Origin of the sequence: Endozoicomonas sp. SCSIO W0465 (assembly GCF_023716865.1) — a bacterium.
Taxonomy (GTDB): domain Bacteria; phylum Pseudomonadota; class Gammaproteobacteria; order Pseudomonadales; family Endozoicomonadaceae; genus Endozoicomonas.
Map to the genome: position 1 here is coordinate 507460 of NZ_CP092417.1, position 20036 is coordinate 527495.

General features: G+C 46.4%; 17 protein-coding genes. 6 read left to right on the forward strand and 11 right to left on the reverse strand.

Translation table 11 applies throughout. The features are described 5' to 3' along the window. Positions 1–379: 379 nt before the first annotated feature. From MJO57_RS02260 to MJO57_RS02275, 4 genes are all read right to left on the reverse strand, one after another. Entirely contained in the window at positions 380–1171 is a 792-nt protein-coding gene (locus MJO57_RS02260; RefSeq protein ID WP_252026911.1) for a transposase, read from the reverse strand. A gap of 14 nt (positions 1172–1185) precedes the next feature. Beyond that, entirely contained in the window at positions 1186–1884 is a 699-nt protein-coding gene (locus tag MJO57_RS02265) for a transposase (protein WP_252022612.1), read from the reverse strand. Between the two features lie 133 nt (positions 1885–2017). After that, positions 2018–3289: an inorganic phosphate transporter gene (locus MJO57_RS02270; RefSeq protein ID WP_252022614.1), complete on the reverse strand. Its 1272-nt coding sequence runs from the start codon at positions 3287–3289 to the stop codon at positions 2018–2020. 19 nt (positions 3290–3308) lie between these two features. Continuing rightward, positions 3309–3989, reverse strand: a complete 681-nt coding sequence (locus MJO57_RS02275; protein WP_252022615.1) for a TIGR00153 family protein — start codon at positions 3987–3989, stop codon at positions 3309–3311. A gap of 169 nt (positions 3990–4158) precedes the next feature. Here MJO57_RS02275 and MJO57_RS02280 point away from each other — a divergent pair, with 169 nt between their 5' ends. The 3 genes from MJO57_RS02280 to MJO57_RS02290 all read left to right on the forward strand — a co-directional run bounded on the left by MJO57_RS02280 (position 4159) and on the right by MJO57_RS02290 (position 7445). Then, complete coding sequence (locus tag MJO57_RS02280; RefSeq protein ID WP_252022617.1) at positions 4159–4893, forward strand: CYTH domain-containing protein; 735 nt, start codon at positions 4159–4161, stop codon at positions 4891–4893. 125 nt (positions 4894–5018) lie between these two features. Further along, positions 5019–6758: a GspE/PulE family protein gene (locus MJO57_RS02285; protein WP_252026913.1), complete on the forward strand. Its 1740-nt coding sequence runs from the start codon at positions 5019–5021 to the stop codon at positions 6756–6758. 249 nt (positions 6759–7007) lie between these two features. Beyond that, on the forward strand, positions 7008–7445 hold the full coding sequence (locus tag MJO57_RS02290) for a hypothetical protein (protein WP_252022618.1): 438 nt from the start codon (positions 7008–7010) through the stop codon (positions 7443–7445). A gap of 104 nt (positions 7446–7549) precedes the next feature. Here the strand turns inward: MJO57_RS02290 and MJO57_RS02295 are convergent, their stop codons facing one another. The 5 genes from MJO57_RS02295 to MJO57_RS02315 form a co-directional block, all read right to left on the reverse strand. After that, entirely contained in the window at positions 7550–9355 is a 1806-nt protein-coding gene (locus tag MJO57_RS02295; RefSeq protein ID WP_252022619.1) for a hypothetical protein, read from the reverse strand. Positions 9356–9579: 224 nt separating this feature from the next. Continuing rightward, a complete protein-coding gene (locus MJO57_RS02300; protein WP_252022620.1) occupies positions 9580–10488 on the reverse strand; it encodes a phosphatase PAP2 family protein in 909 nt (302 codons plus the stop codon). 508 nt (positions 10489–10996) lie between these two features. Then, positions 10997–11998 (reverse strand): hypothetical protein, encoded by a 1002-nt coding sequence (locus MJO57_RS02305; RefSeq protein WP_252022621.1) that lies wholly within the window; start codon positions 11996–11998, stop codon positions 10997–10999. A 343-nt stretch (positions 11999–12341) separates the two neighbouring features. Continuing rightward, positions 12342–14120, reverse strand: coding sequence for an acyl-CoA dehydrogenase C-terminal domain-containing protein (locus MJO57_RS02310; protein ID WP_252022622.1), 1779 nt, complete (start codon positions 14118–14120; stop codon positions 12342–12344). Positions 14121–14155: 35 nt separating this feature from the next. Continuing rightward, entirely contained in the window at positions 14156–15670 is a 1515-nt protein-coding gene (locus MJO57_RS02315; RefSeq protein WP_252017330.1) for an IS66 family transposase, read from the reverse strand. On the opposite strand from MJO57_RS02315, the gene MJO57_RS02320 reads away from it, so the two are divergent. Both MJO57_RS02320 and MJO57_RS02325 read left to right on the forward strand, forming a co-directional pair. Beyond that, a complete protein-coding gene (locus tag MJO57_RS02320) occupies positions 15669–15857 on the forward strand; it encodes a hypothetical protein (RefSeq protein ID WP_252022623.1) in 189 nt (62 codons plus the stop codon). The two genes, MJO57_RS02315 and MJO57_RS02320, sit on opposite strands and share 2 nt — an antisense overlap. 22 nt (positions 15858–15879) lie before the next feature. Beyond that, entirely contained in the window at positions 15880–16089 is a 210-nt protein-coding gene (locus MJO57_RS02325) for a hypothetical protein (protein ID WP_252022624.1), read from the forward strand. On the opposite strand, the gene MJO57_RS02330 is transcribed toward MJO57_RS02325, so the two are convergent. Beyond that, positions 16086–16898 carry a DUF3943 domain-containing protein gene (locus MJO57_RS02330; protein ID WP_252022625.1) on the reverse strand — a complete coding sequence of 271 codons (813 nt, stop codon included), beginning with the start codon at positions 16896–16898 and terminating at the stop codon, positions 16086–16088. The two genes, MJO57_RS02325 and MJO57_RS02330, sit on opposite strands and share 4 nt — an antisense overlap. Before the next feature lie 300 nt (positions 16899–17198). On the opposite strand from MJO57_RS02330, the gene MJO57_RS02335 reads away from it, so the two are divergent. Further along, positions 17199–18233 (forward strand): transposase, encoded by a 1035-nt coding sequence (locus MJO57_RS02335; protein WP_252026884.1) that lies wholly within the window; start codon positions 17199–17201, stop codon positions 18231–18233. Between the two features lie 315 nt (positions 18234–18548). Here the strand turns inward: MJO57_RS02335 and MJO57_RS02340 are convergent, their stop codons facing one another. Further along, positions 18549–19910, reverse strand: coding sequence for an ISNCY family transposase (locus MJO57_RS02340; protein ID WP_252022626.1), 1362 nt, complete (start codon positions 19908–19910; stop codon positions 18549–18551). Positions 19911–20036: the final 126 nt, after the last annotated feature.

Here is a 20036-nt window from a genome sequence, read left to right on the forward strand (position 1 = left end):
TCAAAAAGTGTTCAAAAGAAACCAGAATAGGTGTTCAAGTGTTACCAGAATGGGTGTTCAAGTGTTACCAGAATGAGTGTTCAAGAGTTACCAGAATATGCAGCTAGAAAGAGTCAATGAATATGGTTACGAGGGGTTTCTGAATGCGAGGAATTTTAGCTCTTCAGAAACTGCCAGTGAATTCTACAGTATAAAGAATAAGAGAATGGTCTATGCAGCTTCACCTCCTGAAAAAAAACGAATGTATGACCATGAACTCGACTTTAGAGTCTGTATAAAACGATAATTCGGTCAGCTTTTTATAGTGAAGCAAGCCGAAATCAGTGAACTGTTTTTCCAAGTTCGTTATTACTTCCGTTTTTTGCCTAAAAGCCTTTAGTTATGCTGCTTCTGAATTATCCGGTATTAACTGGTCGATCAGATCGCGAAAATTGAACTCATATTTTTGCTTATATCTGTTCCAGCCCTTGCGAATAGAGAACCTCGGAATAATTCCTGAAAGAGCAATTTTCATCATGCCTGCAGTGGTTGTATCCGGGCTTCTCCAGGGTATCCGAGAAATATTCAGACATGCCTGATTTTTACAAACGGTTAATAACTGCAATAATGCATAGCCTGCCATTTTCAAATGCATCCATCGAAGCAGTGTTCGCAATTTCTGCTGCCATAAATGGCAACAGCCAAAAGCATGTTTGAGTTGGTGAAACATTGGCTCTACCGGCCATCTCCGGGAATAGGCACGAAGCACCTCCAGTCCCTCAAGTTCCGGATTGGTCGAGATGAATATTCTGCTTTCGGTCAGACCTTTGTCATTTTCAAAGCGACTCCAGACGACGCGTACTTCACGACCTTTAAGGAATCTGGCGCGACAGATCAGGGTACGATAACGTATTTTGCGAAATTTGCCGTACATCCATACTGTTGCTTTTTCTTCCGGCAGTTTCTTAACCTGTTCTGTCGTCATCTTGATGCCGTACTTTTTTGGGCGCCCTCGCTTCTTTACGGTGGGTGCTGGCGGCAAAGCATAGAGGGCCCGATTTGAAGGTATCTGACCAACAACTTCTATGTTCATTTCCAGAGCTGGCTTTATCAGTGTCCAGTTCATATACCAGCAATCGGTTAGCAGGCGTAGCACTCGATCCTTCACTTCATTGCGTACCACCCTGAGCATGGCCACGGCAATTTTCAGTGGCTCTTTTCGTATTGCAGACTGCTGATTTCATAAATCAGGCTGGAATCCTCCTGTGGCAGGGCTTGGCAATATTTAGCCAGCAGTTTCCTGAAGGCATTGTATATCAAGGCCTTTGGCCAATTTTCATTGCAGAGCAGTCTGTAACCCGAAAAGAGCCTTTTCAGTTTGCTGGTGTTACCTGAAGCTGGTGTCGGAAATGAGATCACCGGTATGGCGGTAAATACTTCATCTGCAGCCCGCTCAAATATGATGGCCAGGGAAACCCAACACTGCCCCCAGATGTACGTCGGCCGATTGCGTTTCTTGCTGTGTTGATGATGTGTACGACAAGCAGGGGCTTTGTCGGAAAACCGTTCGATTACCCAGTCATCAAGCCCCAGGACCACAGGTTGATTCTCAGGAGCTTTGGAGCAGACCAGACGGATCAAGTGGCGTGCCAAGTTCTTCCATTGCCACTTGCCCTGAGATAGCCAGTGGTGGTAGCTGCTCCACACACAATGAAAATCAATTGTTAACAACGCCTGTGTAACAAAGCCGTCGGCTGAAAGCATGCAACCGAACAGCAGTTCGCAGAACGTTGGTACTGCAGTTGATGATAGCGCTCCAGCAAGAAAGGTTGTATATGAAGCGAGCTCCCTGAGGATTACTTGATGATCTGAAGTGAGCATGGCAACCATCTCGAATTTCGTCATTGGGGATGGTTGCTTTTAGCAGATTATGCGCCGGAACTATTGTGCTCTTAAAACTCTAAAGTCGAGGTGCTTAAGAGGATGGTATAAAAATCAGAAAATTCCAGATTTATGTGGGGGTGCTGAACAGTTACACCTAACCAAAAAACAGTTTAAGGCAGTGGAAAAAGATAATAGCCAGAATCGCTCCTGCTGGTAGAGTGATCAGCCAGGACATGAAAATGGTACTGATAACGCGAAGGTTCAAAGCGCCGATTCCTCTGGCAAGCCCCACGCCAAGAACTGCACCAACCAGCGTATGGGTTGTGGAGATCGGCAAACCAGTACCAGATGCCATTACCACAGTAGAGGCTGCAGCAAGCTCTGCGGCAAAACCTCTGCTGGGAGTCAGTTCTGTGATATGAGACCCTATCGTTGCCATGACTTTATAGCCCCAGGTTGCTAATCCGACAACAATACCTACAGCACCCAGCAGCAAAACCCAGGGCGGAACGGAAGACTTACCGGCTATTTCACCACCACTGTGAACTACACTGACAACCGCTGCCAATGGTCCTACTGCATTGGCAACATCGTTGGAGCCATGGGCAAAAGCCATGGAGCAGGCGGTAAAAATCATCATGACGCCGAAAACCTTCTCCACGCTGGAAAAATGAAATGACTTATCCGCCTGAACATCTTCCTTGATTTTCGCGAGTGCCATCTGGCCAATGAACATAATGACCAGGCCGATGATGAGAGAGAGCACGATGCTTTCGGTGTAATCCAACGGTAAGCCAATATGCTTCAGGCCTTTAATCAGCGTCACCATCGACATCATGAAGCCAACCAGAAACATGTAAAGGGGCATATAGCGTTTGGCGTTTCTGAAGGGATTGTCGGTATCGAGAATCAGTTTCTGTACACTGACAAAAATCAGGAAGGCGAACAGACCGGACATCAGAGGAGAAACGACCCAGCTGGCCACAATGGTTGCCACTTTTCCCCAACTGACCGCATCGGCAGAGATGCCAACAGCAGCAAAACCAACAATGGCTCCGACAATGGAGTGGGTAGTGGACACTGGCCAGCCGTAATGAGTGGCAACCAGCAACCAGGTTCCAGCGGCCAGCAGTGAGGCCAGCATGCCATAGACCAGCAGGTTGGGGTTCTCCACCAGAAGAGGCATGGAGGGATCAATAATCCCCTTGCGTATCGTATCCGTGACCGATCCACCTGCCAGGTAAGCACCAGTGAACTCCAGCAACACAGCAATTAAAATTGCCTGTTTTACCGTCAGGGCATCCGATCCAACCGAAGTTCCCATGGCATTAGCGACATCGTTGGCACCAACCCCCCACGCCATGAAAAACCCAAAAAGACAAGCCAGAATCAGGAAAACTGTGCCATATTCAGCGATAATACTCATCAGTCTGCATCCGGTTCAGTTAACGGGCCAGCAACAACTGGAGGTGACTACCAACACGGGAAGCCCGATCCGCAAGATCACCTACCCAGTCGATAGTTTTGTACAGAAACATGACTTCCACCGGTGGCAGTGTTTGCTCAAGGTCAAACAGCATACGGCGTATTTTTACCTGATCCTTGTCAGTCTCACTCTCAATGTTGTCCAGCTCTTCAACCATTTTTTCCACCAGATCGACTTCCCGCCCCTGAAAACCCGTCTCCAGAAGCCCATCCAGCTCATGAATAGCTTTCAATGCCTGCGCAGATGTGGCAATTGTACGGCGTACATAAGTAATAAATGCTTCATGCATTGATTCAGGAATAATCATCTTTCGTCCTACCACAAGACCTGCGATATCCTTGGCACGGTTAGCCACCTTATCCTGAACGGTCACAATCTCCAGCAGATCGGTACGGGGAACGGGTAGAAAAAGACTTTTGGGAAGAGACAAACGGATACTTCGCTTGATGGCATCCGCTTCGTGCTCAAATTTGATGATTTCTTGCTGAATGTCATAAGCAGTCTCCCACTCTTTAGCAAACACTGCCTGAAAGAATGGCTCCAGCTGTGACGCACATTCATGAACAGTGGTAATATGCTTTTGAATAGGTCCTATGGGTGAGCGGCCAAAAACACTCGCCAGTATGTTGCTGGTAGGCATTTTTCAAATCCATCCGGTTGAACGCCTGATTATAGAAGGCAGTTTCACTTCTTGCACATCTACCCATATTCTGACGGACAGAGTACCCGGCTTCATCGCACATGACCCTATGATTTTTATATAATTTCTCAGTTACATAGAATTTATCTGTCGTTCTGTGGATAAATTTGTGAGTAAGTTTGTGGGTAAATATGTGGGTAACATGATGGATAAGATTGTGGGTAAGAAGATGGGGCAGGAAACCGAGTTAAAGCTTTCTGTGCCTGCACATCAGATTGAGCTGCTGAAAAGTCACCCATTCTGGCAGGAACATGCAATAAAGCCACCAGAGACACTTCATCTGGGAAATACTTACTTTGATACGCCAGACCTGAGACTCAATCAGGCCAAAGTTGCTCTGCGGATTCGTGAAGTGAATGGGCAGTATATCCAGACCCTGAAAACCCAGGCCCTGAAAACCAGAGGGGAAAGCGTAAATGGCCTGACCCGCCGTGGCGAATGGGAGTGGCCACTGAGTGTCAATGGGCTAAACGGCCAGGTTTTGCCTGCTCTCTGGCCCGCTGAACTCAGTGATATATCCGTAGCACAGCTGAAGCCCTTATTTACTACTGATTTCTATCGCACTCGCTGGCTACTGGTCTGGCAAAGCCCTTTTGCCAGGGTTGAGGCAGCACTTGACCGGGGATCGGTCAAATCAGGAAATAATTCAAGCCCCATTTGTGAACTGGAGCTTGAACTGATTGAAGGGGATGAGTCTGCGCTGATAGCCATTTCAAATGTACTAAAGTGCTTATTTGAACTTACGCCGTCGGACCAGAGCAAGGCTGAAAAAGGGTTCAAACTGATAGCCACCAAGTCACTTCCCGACACTGAGCAGGATGAATCATTGGCTGGCAGCAGGTAGAGATAAATCCATTTGTTCCCACGCCGAAATTAAAGAGAGAATATAAAGAAATTCCATCCCTGCAGCTTAAAACGGTATTTCAAGTGAGCAATGTGAAAGCAAACGGCCTGCAACACAGGGAGCAAATGCTCGATCTGGCAATGGTTGTCTCTGATCTGGTGAGAAGCCGGCACATCAATCAGGCGACAGCTTATGATATTCTCAGCAGGCCGCGCACACCCGAACAAGTCCGTTTGCACCCTCTGGAATACCTTGCTCATCTGGAGCTGGATGACCATTGCCGTCCGGGTAAAAAGTTGGTTATTGAGGACCTGTGCCAGTGGCTTGCCGAGCTGGCTGGTCAAGAGTACTTCCACATAGACCCTCTAAAGATTGATGCTACGGCCATTACCCCCATCATGTCCCACGCCTTTGCCATGCGACACCAGATTCTTGCCGTTGAAGTGACCAGCAGCGAGATTGTGGTAGCCTCTGCCCAGCCATGGCATCGCACCTGGGAAGACAATTTACGCCATGTTAATCGCCGGGATATCAGGCGGGTTGTTGCCAATCCGACCGATATCCGTCGTTACACTGTCGAGTTTTATCGTCTGGCCCAGTCAGTCATGGGAGCCAGCTCCGATGCTGGCGTCACGTCAGCCTCACTCAATAGTTTTGAGCAAATGCTGGAGCTGGGTAACATGAAGGCTCCGGATGCAAATGATCAGCATATCGTGAACATTGTTGACTGGCTTTTGCAATACGCCTTTGAACAAAGAGCCAGCGATATCCACATTGAACCCCGCCGTGAGCAATGCAATCTCCGATTTCGTATTGACGGTGTACTTCACTCGATTTATCAGATGCCAGCCAAAGTCGCAGCTGCCATGACCAGCCGACTGAAAATTCTTGGCCGTATGAATGTTGCTGAAAAACGAAAGCCACAAGACGGGCGGTTGAAAACCCGTAATGCTGATGGCTATGAGGTTGAGCTGCGTTTGTCTACATTACCGACCGCATTTGGTGAAAAACTGGTCATGCGGATTTTTGACCCGGAAGTGCTGGTAAAATCATTCAACGATCTGGGTTTTTCCAGAGAGGATGAAAGGCGTTGGAAAGCAATGTCAGCCCAACCCAACGGTATTATTCTGGTGACTGGGCCCACTGGCTCCGGTAAAACCACCACACTGTATTCAACACTAAAACAGCTGGCCACGGATCAGGTCAATGTCTGTACGGTCGAAGACCCTATTGAAATGGTGGAGCCGGCATTCAATCAGATGCAGGTGCAACACAACATTGACCTGACCTTTTCCTCAGGGCTTCGGGCGTTGTTAAGACAAGATCCGGACATCATTATGGTGGGTGAGATTCGTGATCTTGAAACCGCTGAGATGGCTATTCAGGCAGCGCTCACCGGTCATTTGGTCATTTCCACCCTGCACACCAATGATGCACCCTCTGCCTTAACCCGTTTGCTGGAACTTGGCGTTCCCCCTTATCTCATTAAAAACACAGTGCTTGGTGTGATGGCTCAGCGCCTGGTCAGAACACTCTGCCCTAACTGCAAAACAAAAGCACCGCTGGATAGCAGTGACTGGAAAGCTTTAACAAAACCCTGGTCAGCATCCGCACCATCAGAAGTCTATCAGCCTGTCGGCTGCCTTGATTGCCGTGAAACCGGTTATCGTGGACGTGCCGGCCTGTATGAGATTTTAACCATGACCCCTCAGGTCAAAGCTCTGATTAACGAAAGTCCTGATATTAGCCTGCTCAGCCGACAATGTATTAAGGAAGGCATGTATAGCCTGAGACTCTCAGGTGCACAAAAAGTGGCTGCTGGAATGACAACCATAGCAGAAGTGATGCGGGTCACTCCCGAGTAATCCCGCTCTTCTCTTCAGGGACCCTTCGGGCTCATCTGAAGAGAAGAGCGGAACTATCTGACAAAAAAGAGATGATTTTCAGACAGGGAATGGCTTTCATTGAAGACAATAACACATCATAAATTCGGGGCTTTGGAATCGATGACGAAACATTCTTTTCTTTTATTACTTTTGATCTTTCCGACGCTGGTTACCGGGAGCAGTAATAAGTCAACCATGAGCGCTATGTACTCCTCTGATAAGAAGGGTATGAAAATCATCGTTACAGAGGAGTCTGATTCATTTGCCAGACAAATAACGGCAAACACTCCCAGCCAGGGCCGTAAGCAGGCGCTGCAGAACTATATCAACAGCTTGCTAAAAGCTCATGCTGTTTATAGGCAGAGCGAAAACAATGAGAAACCCACGCTGGTATATCAAATTCAAGCCAACCAGGAAGGAACCATTGTTGCTACCCGCAGCAAACAGGGCAGATACGGTATGGAGATAGACAATAAAAGCTTACCGGTATACGGCATTCACTATGAGCTTGAATCCGACTGCTCATGGCAGGAACAGCTTTGTTGGGTATTCTATCCTTCTACCCATGAGCAAAAAGAGCGGTGGTTGGAAATTGCTTATGCACCCCATGCTATTGGAGAGTTAACTGAAGGGGTCAGTTTGCTGATACGAAACCTGCAGAAGTAGTAATTGAGCCTTTAAATAATGGTGTGTACTGACATCATTAACTCTCATCTGAACATGCCTGCCTTGGCAAAATCAGAAAATAGCAAGCATCAGAGAAGCAGTAATCAAGGAGCAACAAGCTGGGTGGGTCGGTAATATCGGAACTCAAGGGCTCTGCCATGATAGGAGTACAGATGTTTCATCAGTTCCTTGCCACACAGAATTTGTACCGCCATCGCCATACTTTCAAAAGGTATTCCAGATTCAGTGACGGCAGGCACATTGCAGGTATAACATATTTGGCCATCTTTCCAGAGCTGGATGGACACCTTGATGGAATGGCCATTTTGTCGGATATCGATCTTGTCCGGTTGCTTTTCCCTGATTCTGTTCATCACCTGCTCTAACCTTTTTTCCGCTTTGGCTTTGTTGCCCGTAGTATCGAAAAAATGAAAATTGGCAGTCTTGACTCCCCCCTCGGATAAATCAACCAATAATTGGATCGCTTTTCTGGCGTGAGGGCTTGTGAACGCTTGTTTCCCGAACAGCATTTCAACGACTACGTGCCAGTCAGAATAGCTTCTGTCGTAGTTTGCAAGACAGAACACTCCCGAGGCTTCCAGGGCAACAACGCGCAAGAATTTTTCCAGTTCCTTTTTACGAACGTCTTCGGTTAAGCTTTTTTCCGCTTCACTTGGTGCTTCGTCGCACTCAACAGCCCGGCAATCGTCGTCTTCGTCATAATGGCTGGCAGCCGTCTCAGCTGTGCCAACAGGTTGCTCGTTATCAGTGCAGTCCATTTTGGCAAGCAATGAGAGAAACTCTCGCGAACAATAAGCGATGACCTGACCGGACTGCCTTATCAGGGGGACAAGTCGCTCCAGCTGTTCCAAACCCCATTCCTGTGGTGGTAATGACGAAATCCGGTGTTGGTAGGTAGCCATAAATCCGGAAGCAAACCGGGTATTAAGGACGGCCTCAAAAAGCATACGATGCCAACGATTATCGGCATCTGAACCCGATCTTATTTCTAATGCGTCAATCATAACGGAATCAATCAATTCGAGGGTATGCCGATGTAAACGGCAGTCTGACTCCGACATGCTCACCGATCGGCCAATCAGAGATGAGAGTCTTTCCAGATAATTCTGCATTACAGCAGGCCTGTGTTTTCCCTGGCGTCGGACAATCATCTTGGCAGTGTGGACACCCTCTTTCAGCTGTGACAGCACGTCGGGACTCTGATGACTCACCCGATAGTCGGGGCTGACGTTTTTGTAGAGCTGATCTTTCAGGTGTGAAATTACACTTGGGTCCAACTCATTGAGCAGAATGGTTAAGCCAACATCATACAACAACTCCTGCATGACCGGAGTGAGTTCAGAAAAAAGCCGTTTGATATTGCAGGTAAACTGGTCATAAAAGCGATCCGCTCCGCCACTGCTGTCCATGGTAAAGCAGGTTTTCAGTTGATCAACCAGCGCTTTTTTTTGTTGTTCGACATAATATGAAAAGCGGGAGGATATCCTTTTTTTCAAATCATTCATCGTTTCCAGCTCTGCAGTGAAGAAATCACATTCATTTATACGATTATATAGTGCGTCTATTTTCTTGAGAGACTCTTCAGTCAAGGGTCCTGCTAATAATGACCTGATCTTTTCCAGACAGATGAAAAACTCAGGAGAGGCTCTGCGCCCCGTTTCCGGATAGCTGCCGCTTATACTCTCTCTGACGATAGCAATGTGATACTCTGACGCGCTACGCTCTAATGGCTCAGTGTCCGGAGGCACAGGACGGACTGTTGACCCGAAAGGATCAAAATGAACTTTGATATTCCTGCCTGCTTTGATTTGAGAGTTTTCAGGCTGCACAGAAAATGGTGCTACACGTTGATGGCCAATACGTGCAGCATCACTGCCATGTAGATCCACGGTATATTCCTTACTATTAATGTTTTGATGATTTATATAATAAGAGTAAATAACTTGTCATAAGTTCAATCAATTCGGTGGCATTCGTTGTATTAAACACTTTACGTATATCTTCGGGTTATCCCGGTTATTACGCCGGGGTTTGCCAATGGCAGGGAAACTTTTCTCAGCAGGATTTTTAAAGGCTAACAGCTCCGTATCTGCTGCTTCAGCTGTCGCTAGCATTAACTTTCCGATTTGCTTTGCCTTCTTTCAAGAAAAAGAAGAGAAAAAAACATTGGAGCCCCTAATGTCAGCCATAAGCCTGCTATTGTATTCACTACAAACAGAATCAGATAATATTTTCCGTTCTTAACGTCCGGAAAAAAGCTGCTTGTAGCCTTCAGATAATAAATCAGAACAGTCAATCCAGCTGCACTACGCAATAAACGCTGCCAGGTATTTCCAGCGCCATTGTAATCAAGGAACCGGAAAGTAATCAAATACCCTATGGCAAACCCAAGACTGATGGCAAAAAGTCCCGCCATGATTGGCATATTGAATAGCCAATAGAGAAGATAAAGTCCCGTTAATAGCAGCCACAAACTTCCAATCAACAACAGAAAAGCTTGCTTATTTAACCATTGGATCACTTGGTTACCCCAGAAATAATTTATCCATAGCAATGCCGCTGACAAAAACCACCCTCCGAGAATATCTCCGGGAAAGTGAAGACCAAAGTAGGCTCTTGAAAACCCGATCAAAAAAATAATGGATAAAGCCATAAACCAGAACCATCGTTTAGCTATGCGGATGGCCAACATAATCCATAATATGGCTGAGTTTTGAGAGTGGCCACTTGGCATCCCATAGCCCCATTCCCTATTAAGTGTAATAGCAGGATTAACGTCAAATGGTCTTGGTAAAGCCAATAAATCCTTGAAACTGATATTGATGAAAAAAGACAATAAAAACAGGCTGCCAACACGAACCATAAAATGGAAATTAAAACACCAGAGCAGAAATGGGAGTAAATAAATACAATGCTTACCTCCCAGATCTGTGGTGTGCTGCATGAATATATCGGCTATCGGATTTCGGTATTGCTGTATCCAGGCAACATAATCCAACCCCCACTGGAGTAAATCAGTCACAAACAACTCCTTCCTTATTTTGGTTCACAGCTTAAAAACAGAGTAAAAAAGATTGCTGAAAACAAATAATAAATAAGGCTCTATTTTGATTACGAACTGCTCTACAGTGAAAACTGACTGTAGGTCACGAAAAACAAGGATTGGGCAACATTACCGGACAATATGCTGACAACCTTTGTAGATAAAGGGCTTCAGCAATGTTCAACCCAGTAGCAGTCTGAAATCCTACAAGAGCCATAAATAATCCTGGAGTCTCATAATTTAAATTAATATTGTCGTGAATTTTTCTAACGCTGCATCTAATGAAAAAATGGAATAGTATTGTATAGCTGTTATGATCCTAAGACTTTCTATAAATCGTCTGATGCATGCAAAGTTAGCAGTAAACTTCTTTTGAGACACCAAATACAACAAGCAAATATTTTATTTTAATGAGTGAGTGGGGGTTTTTGCCTATAAAAGCAAAATAAACCAATGGAGAAATTATGATTAGAAATGACTTCATTTATCAGATAGCCTGATTAGCACATAGGCCTTTCCAGGTGCCATCAATGGGATCATAGCCACAGCCTTCTCCCTGACTGTCTTTCTTTAGGATTTCAACTTTAACGACAGGATCAAAGTCAAGGGTTTTAACATAGTCATAATGTTCCCATGAATTGGAAAACCAGCGCAGTTGGCCTCTCTCCCCATATTGACTTCCTTTACCCAGGGAAAAATACCATCTCTGGGAACCAGCACTACCGGCCAAACAGTGTTCGAGTGTGAGATGTCCCGATAGCCAGCTTAAGCAAAACTGCTCCCCTGCTTGTTTATTAAACAGCCTTTTGGAGATAAGGTCATAGCGCCAGACCTGATGACTGACCGATTTACAGGCACTTACCTTGATCTTTGCTCCACCAAAACAGTCGGACTGTCCAACGCTATCCATATGACAATGAGTTACCGCAAGACAATGATTGTTCCTGAAGTCACCCAGCTTCAAGTCTTCTGTCAGTTTCATCGGCTTTGGCTGCCATGGCCAATGACCTGACCAGTGCCAGAGTTTAACTTCCTGTTGTTTCAGTGACTCTTCATCAACTTCAAATCCCGGACACTCTACCCTACCGGTAAAAGGGCTCAGATAGCATTGATCATCACCCGTTTCAGATTCAATAAAGCTAAACGTGACCGGTGAAGGTGCACTCGTATTCCCTTGCAATAATTTCACAAAAGCAAGTGAGTCAAGGAGATCCACTCGGCTATAAAGATGATCCTGTTGATTAAAAAACCATAGCTGTTGCAGATTTGCTGGTTGGCAAGCAGCCATGGATAGATTTTCCGACAGCCGGGTCAGGCATAGATCAGCACGTCGTGCCTGTGAGTGAATTCGTTTATTTTGAAAGTCAAATGTCCACCTGTGTTCAGGGTTTTCTTCGTTACACTCCCTGAACGTTACCCTGTTGCTATTAATACAGCCATTCGTCAGCCAGCTTTTTTCGGTGCTACAGCCTTCCAGCTCATCCATCACTACCAGACAAAGTCCTGTATCTTTCTGTTTGAGAAGAAAGTTATTGGCATGTATCTGAGGGTTAACATTATCAACTCCATAGGAACTGTTTCCATAAACCATGAATAACAGATAGCAATATACCGGGTACAAAGACCTGTGGACTGAGTTGAAAATCATGTTGACCTCCAATATATATTCCAACAGAAATTCTGTGAAACGGTTAGCTACTTATAACCCATCTGGGGAGAATCAGGATTTCTCTGTTTTACAGGCCGTGATCCTGAAAAATTAAGACCCAAAAAACCGAAAACCCCGCAAAGCGGGGTTTGTCCGTGATTCCCGGGGCGATTATTGCGTTCTGTTAGAATTGGTCAGCAGATAAGGTAAAAAGTTCCTCGGTTCCCGAAAGAGCCGCTGCAGCTGAACTTTCAAAACGAGGCAGTAGACGCTTGAAATAATAGCGTGCAGTGACCTGCTTGGCTTCCAGCCAGGACTGATCTTCACCACCTTTCGCAAGCTTATTCGCTGCTGTTTTGGACATTAATGACCACATCCAGGCATAGGCAACATAAGCAAAAGCATTCAGGTAATCAACGCAGGCAGAGTTAATGACATTCGGATCATTTTCAGACTGTGCCAGCAGTTGGCGAGTCAGCTCCTCAAGCTTATCAACCGCAGACAGCAGCTCTTCAGAAAACTCATCATCAGGGTTGACTGAACTGCGGACCTCGGCAAGGAATGTCTCCAGTGAACTGCCGCCACTCAGGGCAATTTTACGACCGAGCAGATCCAGTGCCTGGATACCATTAGTTCCTTCGTAAATCTGGGTAATACGAACATCTCTAACCAGTTGTTCCTGACCCCACTCCCGAATAAAGCCATGGCCACCCAATACTTGCTGGCCTGCAACACAGCTTTCCAGGCCGACATCGGTCAAAAAGGCCTTAACCACAGGGGTCAATAACGCTGCGAGGGTGGAAGCCTTCTCTTTTTCATGGTCATCTTGACTGAACTTGGCAATATCCAGTTGCCTGGCCACATAGGTGGAGAAAGCCCGGCCACCTTCATTCAAGGCTTTCATATTCAGCAACATTCGTCGGATATCCCCGTGGACCATCAATGGGTCAGCCGCCTTATCTTTTTGCCATGCGCCGCTGGCAGAACGCCCCTGAATACGATCCTGGGCATATTCCAGCGCATTCTGATATGACATCTCACTACTGCCAAGCCCCTGAATTCCCACAAACAGGCGCTCATAGTTCATCATGGTAAACATGGCATTCAGGCCTTTGTTCAGTTCTCCAACCAGATAGCCCTTGGCGCCGTCGAAGTTCATCACACAGGTTGCAGAACCATTAATTCCCATCTTGTGCTCAATCGAGCCGCAGGCAAGGTTATTTCTCTCCCCCAATGATCCGTCTTCATTGACCAGGAACTTGGGCACCAGAAATAATGAGATACCCTTGGGTCCGGGAGGTGCATCAGGGAGCTTGGCCAGCACAAGGTGGATGATATTCCCGGTAAGGTCGTGCTCGCCGCCGGTAATAAAAATTTTGGTGCCGGTGATCCCATGGCTGCCATCACCATTATCTTCTGCCCTGGTGCGAATAATGCCAAGGTCACTGCCAGCATGGGGTTCGGTCAGACACATGGTACCCGCCCACTCGCCGGAATACATTTGAGGCAGATAAACTTCTTTTAACGCATCACAAGCGTGGGCATCAATGGCCAGGCTGGCACCGGCACCCAGGCTGGGATAGAGAGTGAATGCCAGGCTGGCACTGCAAATCATTTCATCAAACTGAGCTGCCAATACCTTGGGCATCCCCATACCGCCATAGACCGGGTTACCACCAAGTCCGGTCCAGCCCCCTTCAGCAAACAGCTTATAGGCTTCTTTATAACCTTCTGGAGTGGTCACCTCACCGCTGTCCCATTTGCACCCTGCTTCGTCTCCCGAGCGGTTCAAAGGTGCAATGGTACGAGAAGCCAGTTTGGCGGCTTCTTCCAGAATCGCATCGGCGGTCTCCTGATCCACCGTTTCATTGACAGCGGGCCACTGAGACCACTGTTCTGCCACGTTGAACACGTCATACATGACGAAACGCATATCGCGAAGGGGGGCTTTGTAGTCGGCCATTACTCTCCACTCCTGGAATTATTCTTCTTACGTAACTATTCAGCACTGAGCAAAGGCATATTACAGTAATTCCGAACAGCTCTATGAAGTGATTGATATATGTCCATTCCCTGTTTTCTGGCAGACGACAAATAGCTGCGAATCCGTGCAAACATAGAACCACCGTCTGCACTCCTGAAGCAGCCTGAGATTTTCTGCTTTAACTTGGCCATTCGAACATCCCGCTCACTGCCATTGTTATCGAAGGGAATGGTAAAATCTGACATGAAGCGCAGTGTCTCAGCCTTGAACTCAGTGAGTCGTTTGAAGAGATTGTAAGCTTTAGTATTCTTGACTTTCTTGCGCTTAAGCTCCTCTCGTTGCTTCTCCATATAGACGACTTCTTTCATTAGAGCCCGCTGAAGCAACCGGTCATAAATCTTCTCGATTCGTTCACAGACAACACTTGGCATCTGTAGCATACCTATGGTCTTAAAGCCCTTGCAGTAATGCCAGGAAAGCCTCAGTAGCTTCATCAATCGCAACGCCAGTTGATTGCTGTCCCTATCAACAACACCCAAAAGCTCCCTCAGGTGATGGGCATTGCAAAGTACGTGAGTTGCCGCATATGCAAAATAGGATTTCCAATGATCATGAACCAGAACGCCTGCAAATGTTAGCAGTATGCCCATCGTGTCCATGGCCTCACGACCTCGCTTTTCAGACAAGTAGTAGAGCGTCCATTGTTCATCCCGCATAACGTGTAGCCAGTGCAAAGAGCCCTCGGCCCGCATACCCGTTTCATCGGCTCCGGCAACAGACGATTCCCGCAAGGCGTCACGAATAACCTCTTCAGTAGAAGCCAGATTTTCATAGGTTCTGGCCACAAAATTGGCGACAGTGCCTGCACTTACACTCATTTTATAGAGAGTATTAAAATACTCTGACACGCGCTTAAAAGGCAGGAAATGGTATTGGTTAAGATAGACGGCCATAGCCTGTGTGGCTGAGCCATATTGTGCGGCAGCGGTAACACCTTCCGGGAATTCAGCCTGATTCCGACAACCACAAGTGCAGATTTTTACTTCAGCTCTATGGGCCGTTACTTCAAATTCACCCGGTCTCCCTGGTTCAAACACCTGTCGTTCAATATATTTGACCGGCTCACTATCAAGAAGAGACGCCTGACATTTATTGCATTCTTTAACCGGAAGGTACTCAATATAGTCAGGGATATCGACCTGTTTAAGACAAGTGCCCTGATGCCCTTTCTTTCCACCGGCTTTATTACCAGAAGACTGTCTCAGACTTTTAGGATTGGGTTTTTCATCCGATGGATCGGTACCTTTATCTGCGGAAAGGTCGTCAGAATGATCTGGAGAATTACTGTTTTTACAAGGTTTTTGATAACCATCAGACGATGGCGGCTTGCTGCTGTTTTGACTGTTCTTGCCAACCTTTTCTTCCAATTCTCGACATCGCTCTTCCAGACAGGCAACTCTCATCCGCAGCTCTGCATTCTCTTTCAAGAGAATCTCAGCCGACATAGTTGCGGGTAGTTCTGGAATCATGCTGGCGAATATTGTGGAAAAATGGTGCTTAAGAGGATGGTATAAAAATCAGAAAATTCCAGATTTATGTGGGGGTGCTGAACAGTTACCTTCTTACTATAGGAATACAGCTATTGTCTGCCTGAATTTTACGCAGGAAGGCCCAAAGTGGCTCATAGCTGTTTTACTGGAAACCGGTCCGATTTGAGCACCGATGATGGTGTTGAGAAATGGCGTTAAAAATGTCAGCTTCAGAAGAGAATGGTGGGCTAATTGACGAAGAAGCAGGAAATTTTTGTCCATTTATTACAACCATCACAACCGCACCAGAACAGCTTTTAACCACACAGGATGGCCGGTTCCGTGACGCCATCCTACCCGAAAAACACCTGTTTTTCAGCAAAAGCCTGTGCTTCTTTGTGTTTAATTGCTGTATTTAAAAGTTAAAGAAAATCTCCACGCCAAAGTAACGATCATCAAGGTTGAAGGTTTTTTTTCGGTAAGATGAAAAGCTGGAAGCCGGCGGCACAACACTCAAACGGATCGACAGGTTTTGTACAGTTCCATCGTCACTATCACCACCGATCCATTGACTGATTTTACCAACCGGGTCGAGCAGAAACAGAGCAGTAGAACCCAACGATTTAGAGCCCATTACTTCACTGCCATTGTCCAGGATTTTCAGTTTTTCCTGATAAGCCCATTCCCCATACAGCCATCCTCCAAGAGGAGTGACCATAATGTCTTGGATAGAGGGCGGCTCACACATCGCTTCAATGCCATATTCATACAGGAAAGTGGACATCAAAAATGAATAAACAAAGGAGTTCCACTGGTTATAGCCCGATGAGCGAGCCATTACATAGTACACGCCACCAAAATAAGGGTGTCCGATATAATTGATGTACCATTTATCGGTATCCCATACAGGCCCTGACTTGACATTGTGCCACCATTTACTGATGGGTCTGATGTCTGACTTATCCCATTTGGAAACACTTTCCGGCAGCAGCGCTATCACACTCAAAACGCCCAATGCCAGTCCAAACGTCACTTTAGTCTGGTACCACAGTTTGGCCTGATTCTCTTCCGGATACTTGTCAAAGAGAGTGATATCCCAACCTTTGTCCTTATCCTCCAAAGACCAGCGCCAGTCATCAGAAAATACTGGCTCCAGCAATCCCGGGGACAAAAGAAAGAAGGCAAGAAGAATCAGCAGGCTTTTTATCGTTTGAGTATTCTTCTTCATGATGATGCGACATCAGCACAGCGTTATTTGCTGAATTCAGCTCCAAGGTCCAAGAAAACAAGGTCTAAGAAAATAAACCAATTTTTATAGACCATATTCTCATAGCTGGCAAAGCGTTTAATGATCCCGGCCGCTGAATTCAAAGGCACCAAAATCGTCAAAGCGGGAGAAGAAATCCTTTCCTGCTGTCATCTTCATCAACACCCATCACAAACAAATGCCAATTGTCTAGGACTTACGCATTGACAACAGGCTCTAAAATTTGATAATGCCAAAAAACAGATGTCTTCAGGGATGAAAGTGAGAACTACCACTCGACCGACCACTGCACGATGCACTCTTGCAAAATACATTGGCTTTTTGATTAGTGAGCCAAAATCATCAACATGCACAAGACTGGCCGAGGTTACCGACTTTTCTCACGATAGCGCAAACCGCTTTCTTAAGCGTGAAAACTATCAGCCCAAAGATATGTACGATGAAGCAGTCAAAAGTTTAAACCCTATTGGCGGCACCCTGAGCGTTGATGACAGCGTGCTCGACAAACCTTATAGCTACTCCGTGGCACTGGTTGGCCACTTTTGGTCGGGTAAACATCACCGAGTGGTTAAGGGAGTTAACCTCATCACCCTTTATTACACCGACGTATCCGGGCGCCATATGCCGGTGAATTACAGGATATACGACAAATCGGAAGACAAGACAAAAAACGACTACTTCCGTGAAATGTTGATTGAAGTGCTGGTATGGGGGCTGAAGCCAGCGTTCGTTACCGGTGACTCCTGGTACAGCTGCACGACTAACCTGAAGACGATTAAAAACCATCAGACTGGGTTTATGTTTGCCGTTGAGAAAAACAGGACAGTATCACTGGAAAAAGGTAAATGGCAGCAGGTTCAACACCTCGACATCCCCGACAATGGTCTGGATGTATGGCTCAAAGACTTCGGTAAGATCCGGTTGTTCAGGACGATGCTAAAAGACCAGCGTCGCCACTACGTGGTTTACTTGCCAGAGGAAGTCCCTTTTGAACGCAATGACTTCAAGCAGATCCATGACCAGCACTGGCAGATCGAACAGTTTCACAGGGCGATCAAGCAGGTTTGCCATATTGAGCACTTTCAGGTTCGCAGCGAACGACCCGTCAGAAACCATATATTTGCTGCAATTTTAGCTTTTGTTTATCTCCAGAAAATGCAGATAGAGCAGGAGTTTACGAATATTTATCAGCACCAACGGGGGCTGTTTAAAGAGACAATAGGCGCTTTCATTGAGAGTTTTGCAAAGGGGAAGGATCACCTCCTACCAAAATTTATCGGTGTCATCAATGCGTAAGTCCTATTGTCGATGAAGTAAGCTGGTTTGTTTTAATAGCCGCTTTTTACTTGATCGTTAATCAGATCGAATAGCGTTGGTTTGATTGCTACATTCTGCAGACAAGCTAATTAGTTCTCGTCCAAAAACGCATCAGGCAATCATAATTAGATTGTACGTTCGTTTTGATATTTCCTGAAATTCCAGAGAGCCGCAAAAACTCTTCCCTTTTTTTCTCTAATCTGGGACGGATATTGGAGAAAAACGCGAAAAGCAGGCAGAAAACATCCTCCCACCATGCTGGAAAGGTACTTTCATGTAGCGTGGAGGTGGCTATCAGGATGGTGCCGGGTGTCTGGCCAGAATCACCAGGTTGTAACAGACCACCGATAACCAGCAATGAGAATCAAAACGCTCAGAACCCTTGCAGTGGCAACGTGATAGCCCAAAACATCTCTTTAGCCACGAAATTCCCGCTTCAATACCTGCCCGGAAGCGAAAGAGCGTTTTATACACATACTGACTTTTAGTCATCTCTTCGACTTCAAGTCCGCGCTTCTTATTAAAAGCTACATCGCTGATTCCCATGGCCTTGGCTTTTTCCAAATTAGCGCGACACGCGTATCCGCCGTCACCGCTTGTCTGGCGAGGTACACGACCATAAATTTCTTTTTGTCTTTCCATCATCGGAATGAATTGGTCCGAATCCGCTGGGTTACCTTCCTCAATAACCAGGTCCAGGATCAATCGACTTTTTCCCTGAACCAGGTTCAGTTTATGGCCATACTGTACTTGCCGCCTGTCTTTTACGATGATATCCGTATGGGGTTCATACAGGCTAACCACTTTTTCCTGGGCTGGCACCTTTTCACCCTTAAAGACCCTGCGCTCTGTCTGGGAGACTATTGCATCCACCAGGGGTAACAGGTGATCCACATCGGCCTGCCACTTGTCGGCATCATCAGCCAGGAGACACTGCTCCTGCTGACGGGCGTTTGCTAGCGTGACAGTAGCTTCGATAAGTACCTTCCGGGATTTTCGGGTCAACTGCAGCAGTTTTTTATAATGCTGATGCCGCTCTTCTTTGCCAGCGTAGATGCATTTTCTGGCCGCATCTTTTACGGCTCGGTTGTGATGGGTATATTCATAAAGCGGTGTCGCTGTCAGTGTTTGTCCCCGTTCCAGCAGCCGACAAATTTCTTTAACGGAACTGGCTAAAAGATCACTGTCGCAAGGAGGTTTGATATCCGATTCGGTGACTGTGCTGTCAATAGCCACAGTGCGCCCTTTTTCAATACCCTGATCTTTAGCGGTCATTAGCTGACAGTTATTAATCCGTTCCCATGTAGATGCAGTAAGAAGGCTGATGAGCCCATGCAAACTGGAGCGACTGGGGCGCTGGTTTGGTTCGAGGCGACAAAAGTCTCGAAAGAGCATGGAGTCCATCAAAACAAACGACAAGTAGTCATAATCACAATTCAAATACTGTTTCAGGAGTGCCGCACGAAGAACGGATTCTGCTGATAGTCCGTTCCGCCCAGTGTTCTGTTTATCACCAGAACTTAAGTCCTCATAAATCCAGTCATTGAACTGTGGATGGGCGTCAAGCCATTGCGAGATACCGGAAAGCTGGGAGCAGATTTCATGAGGTACGTAATGGAGTTCCATACTACACTGCGGGTTGCGTTTTTTGCGCATTTGGAGTCCTCTGTTTTTGGCAATCCCTTATGTTTCTTGCTCTTGGGAAGTTTAGTCGCCAGATAGCAGTAGGGCTCCACTTAATTTTTCAGGATAAAATCTACAGTTTTCAATTGGTTGTGTTTT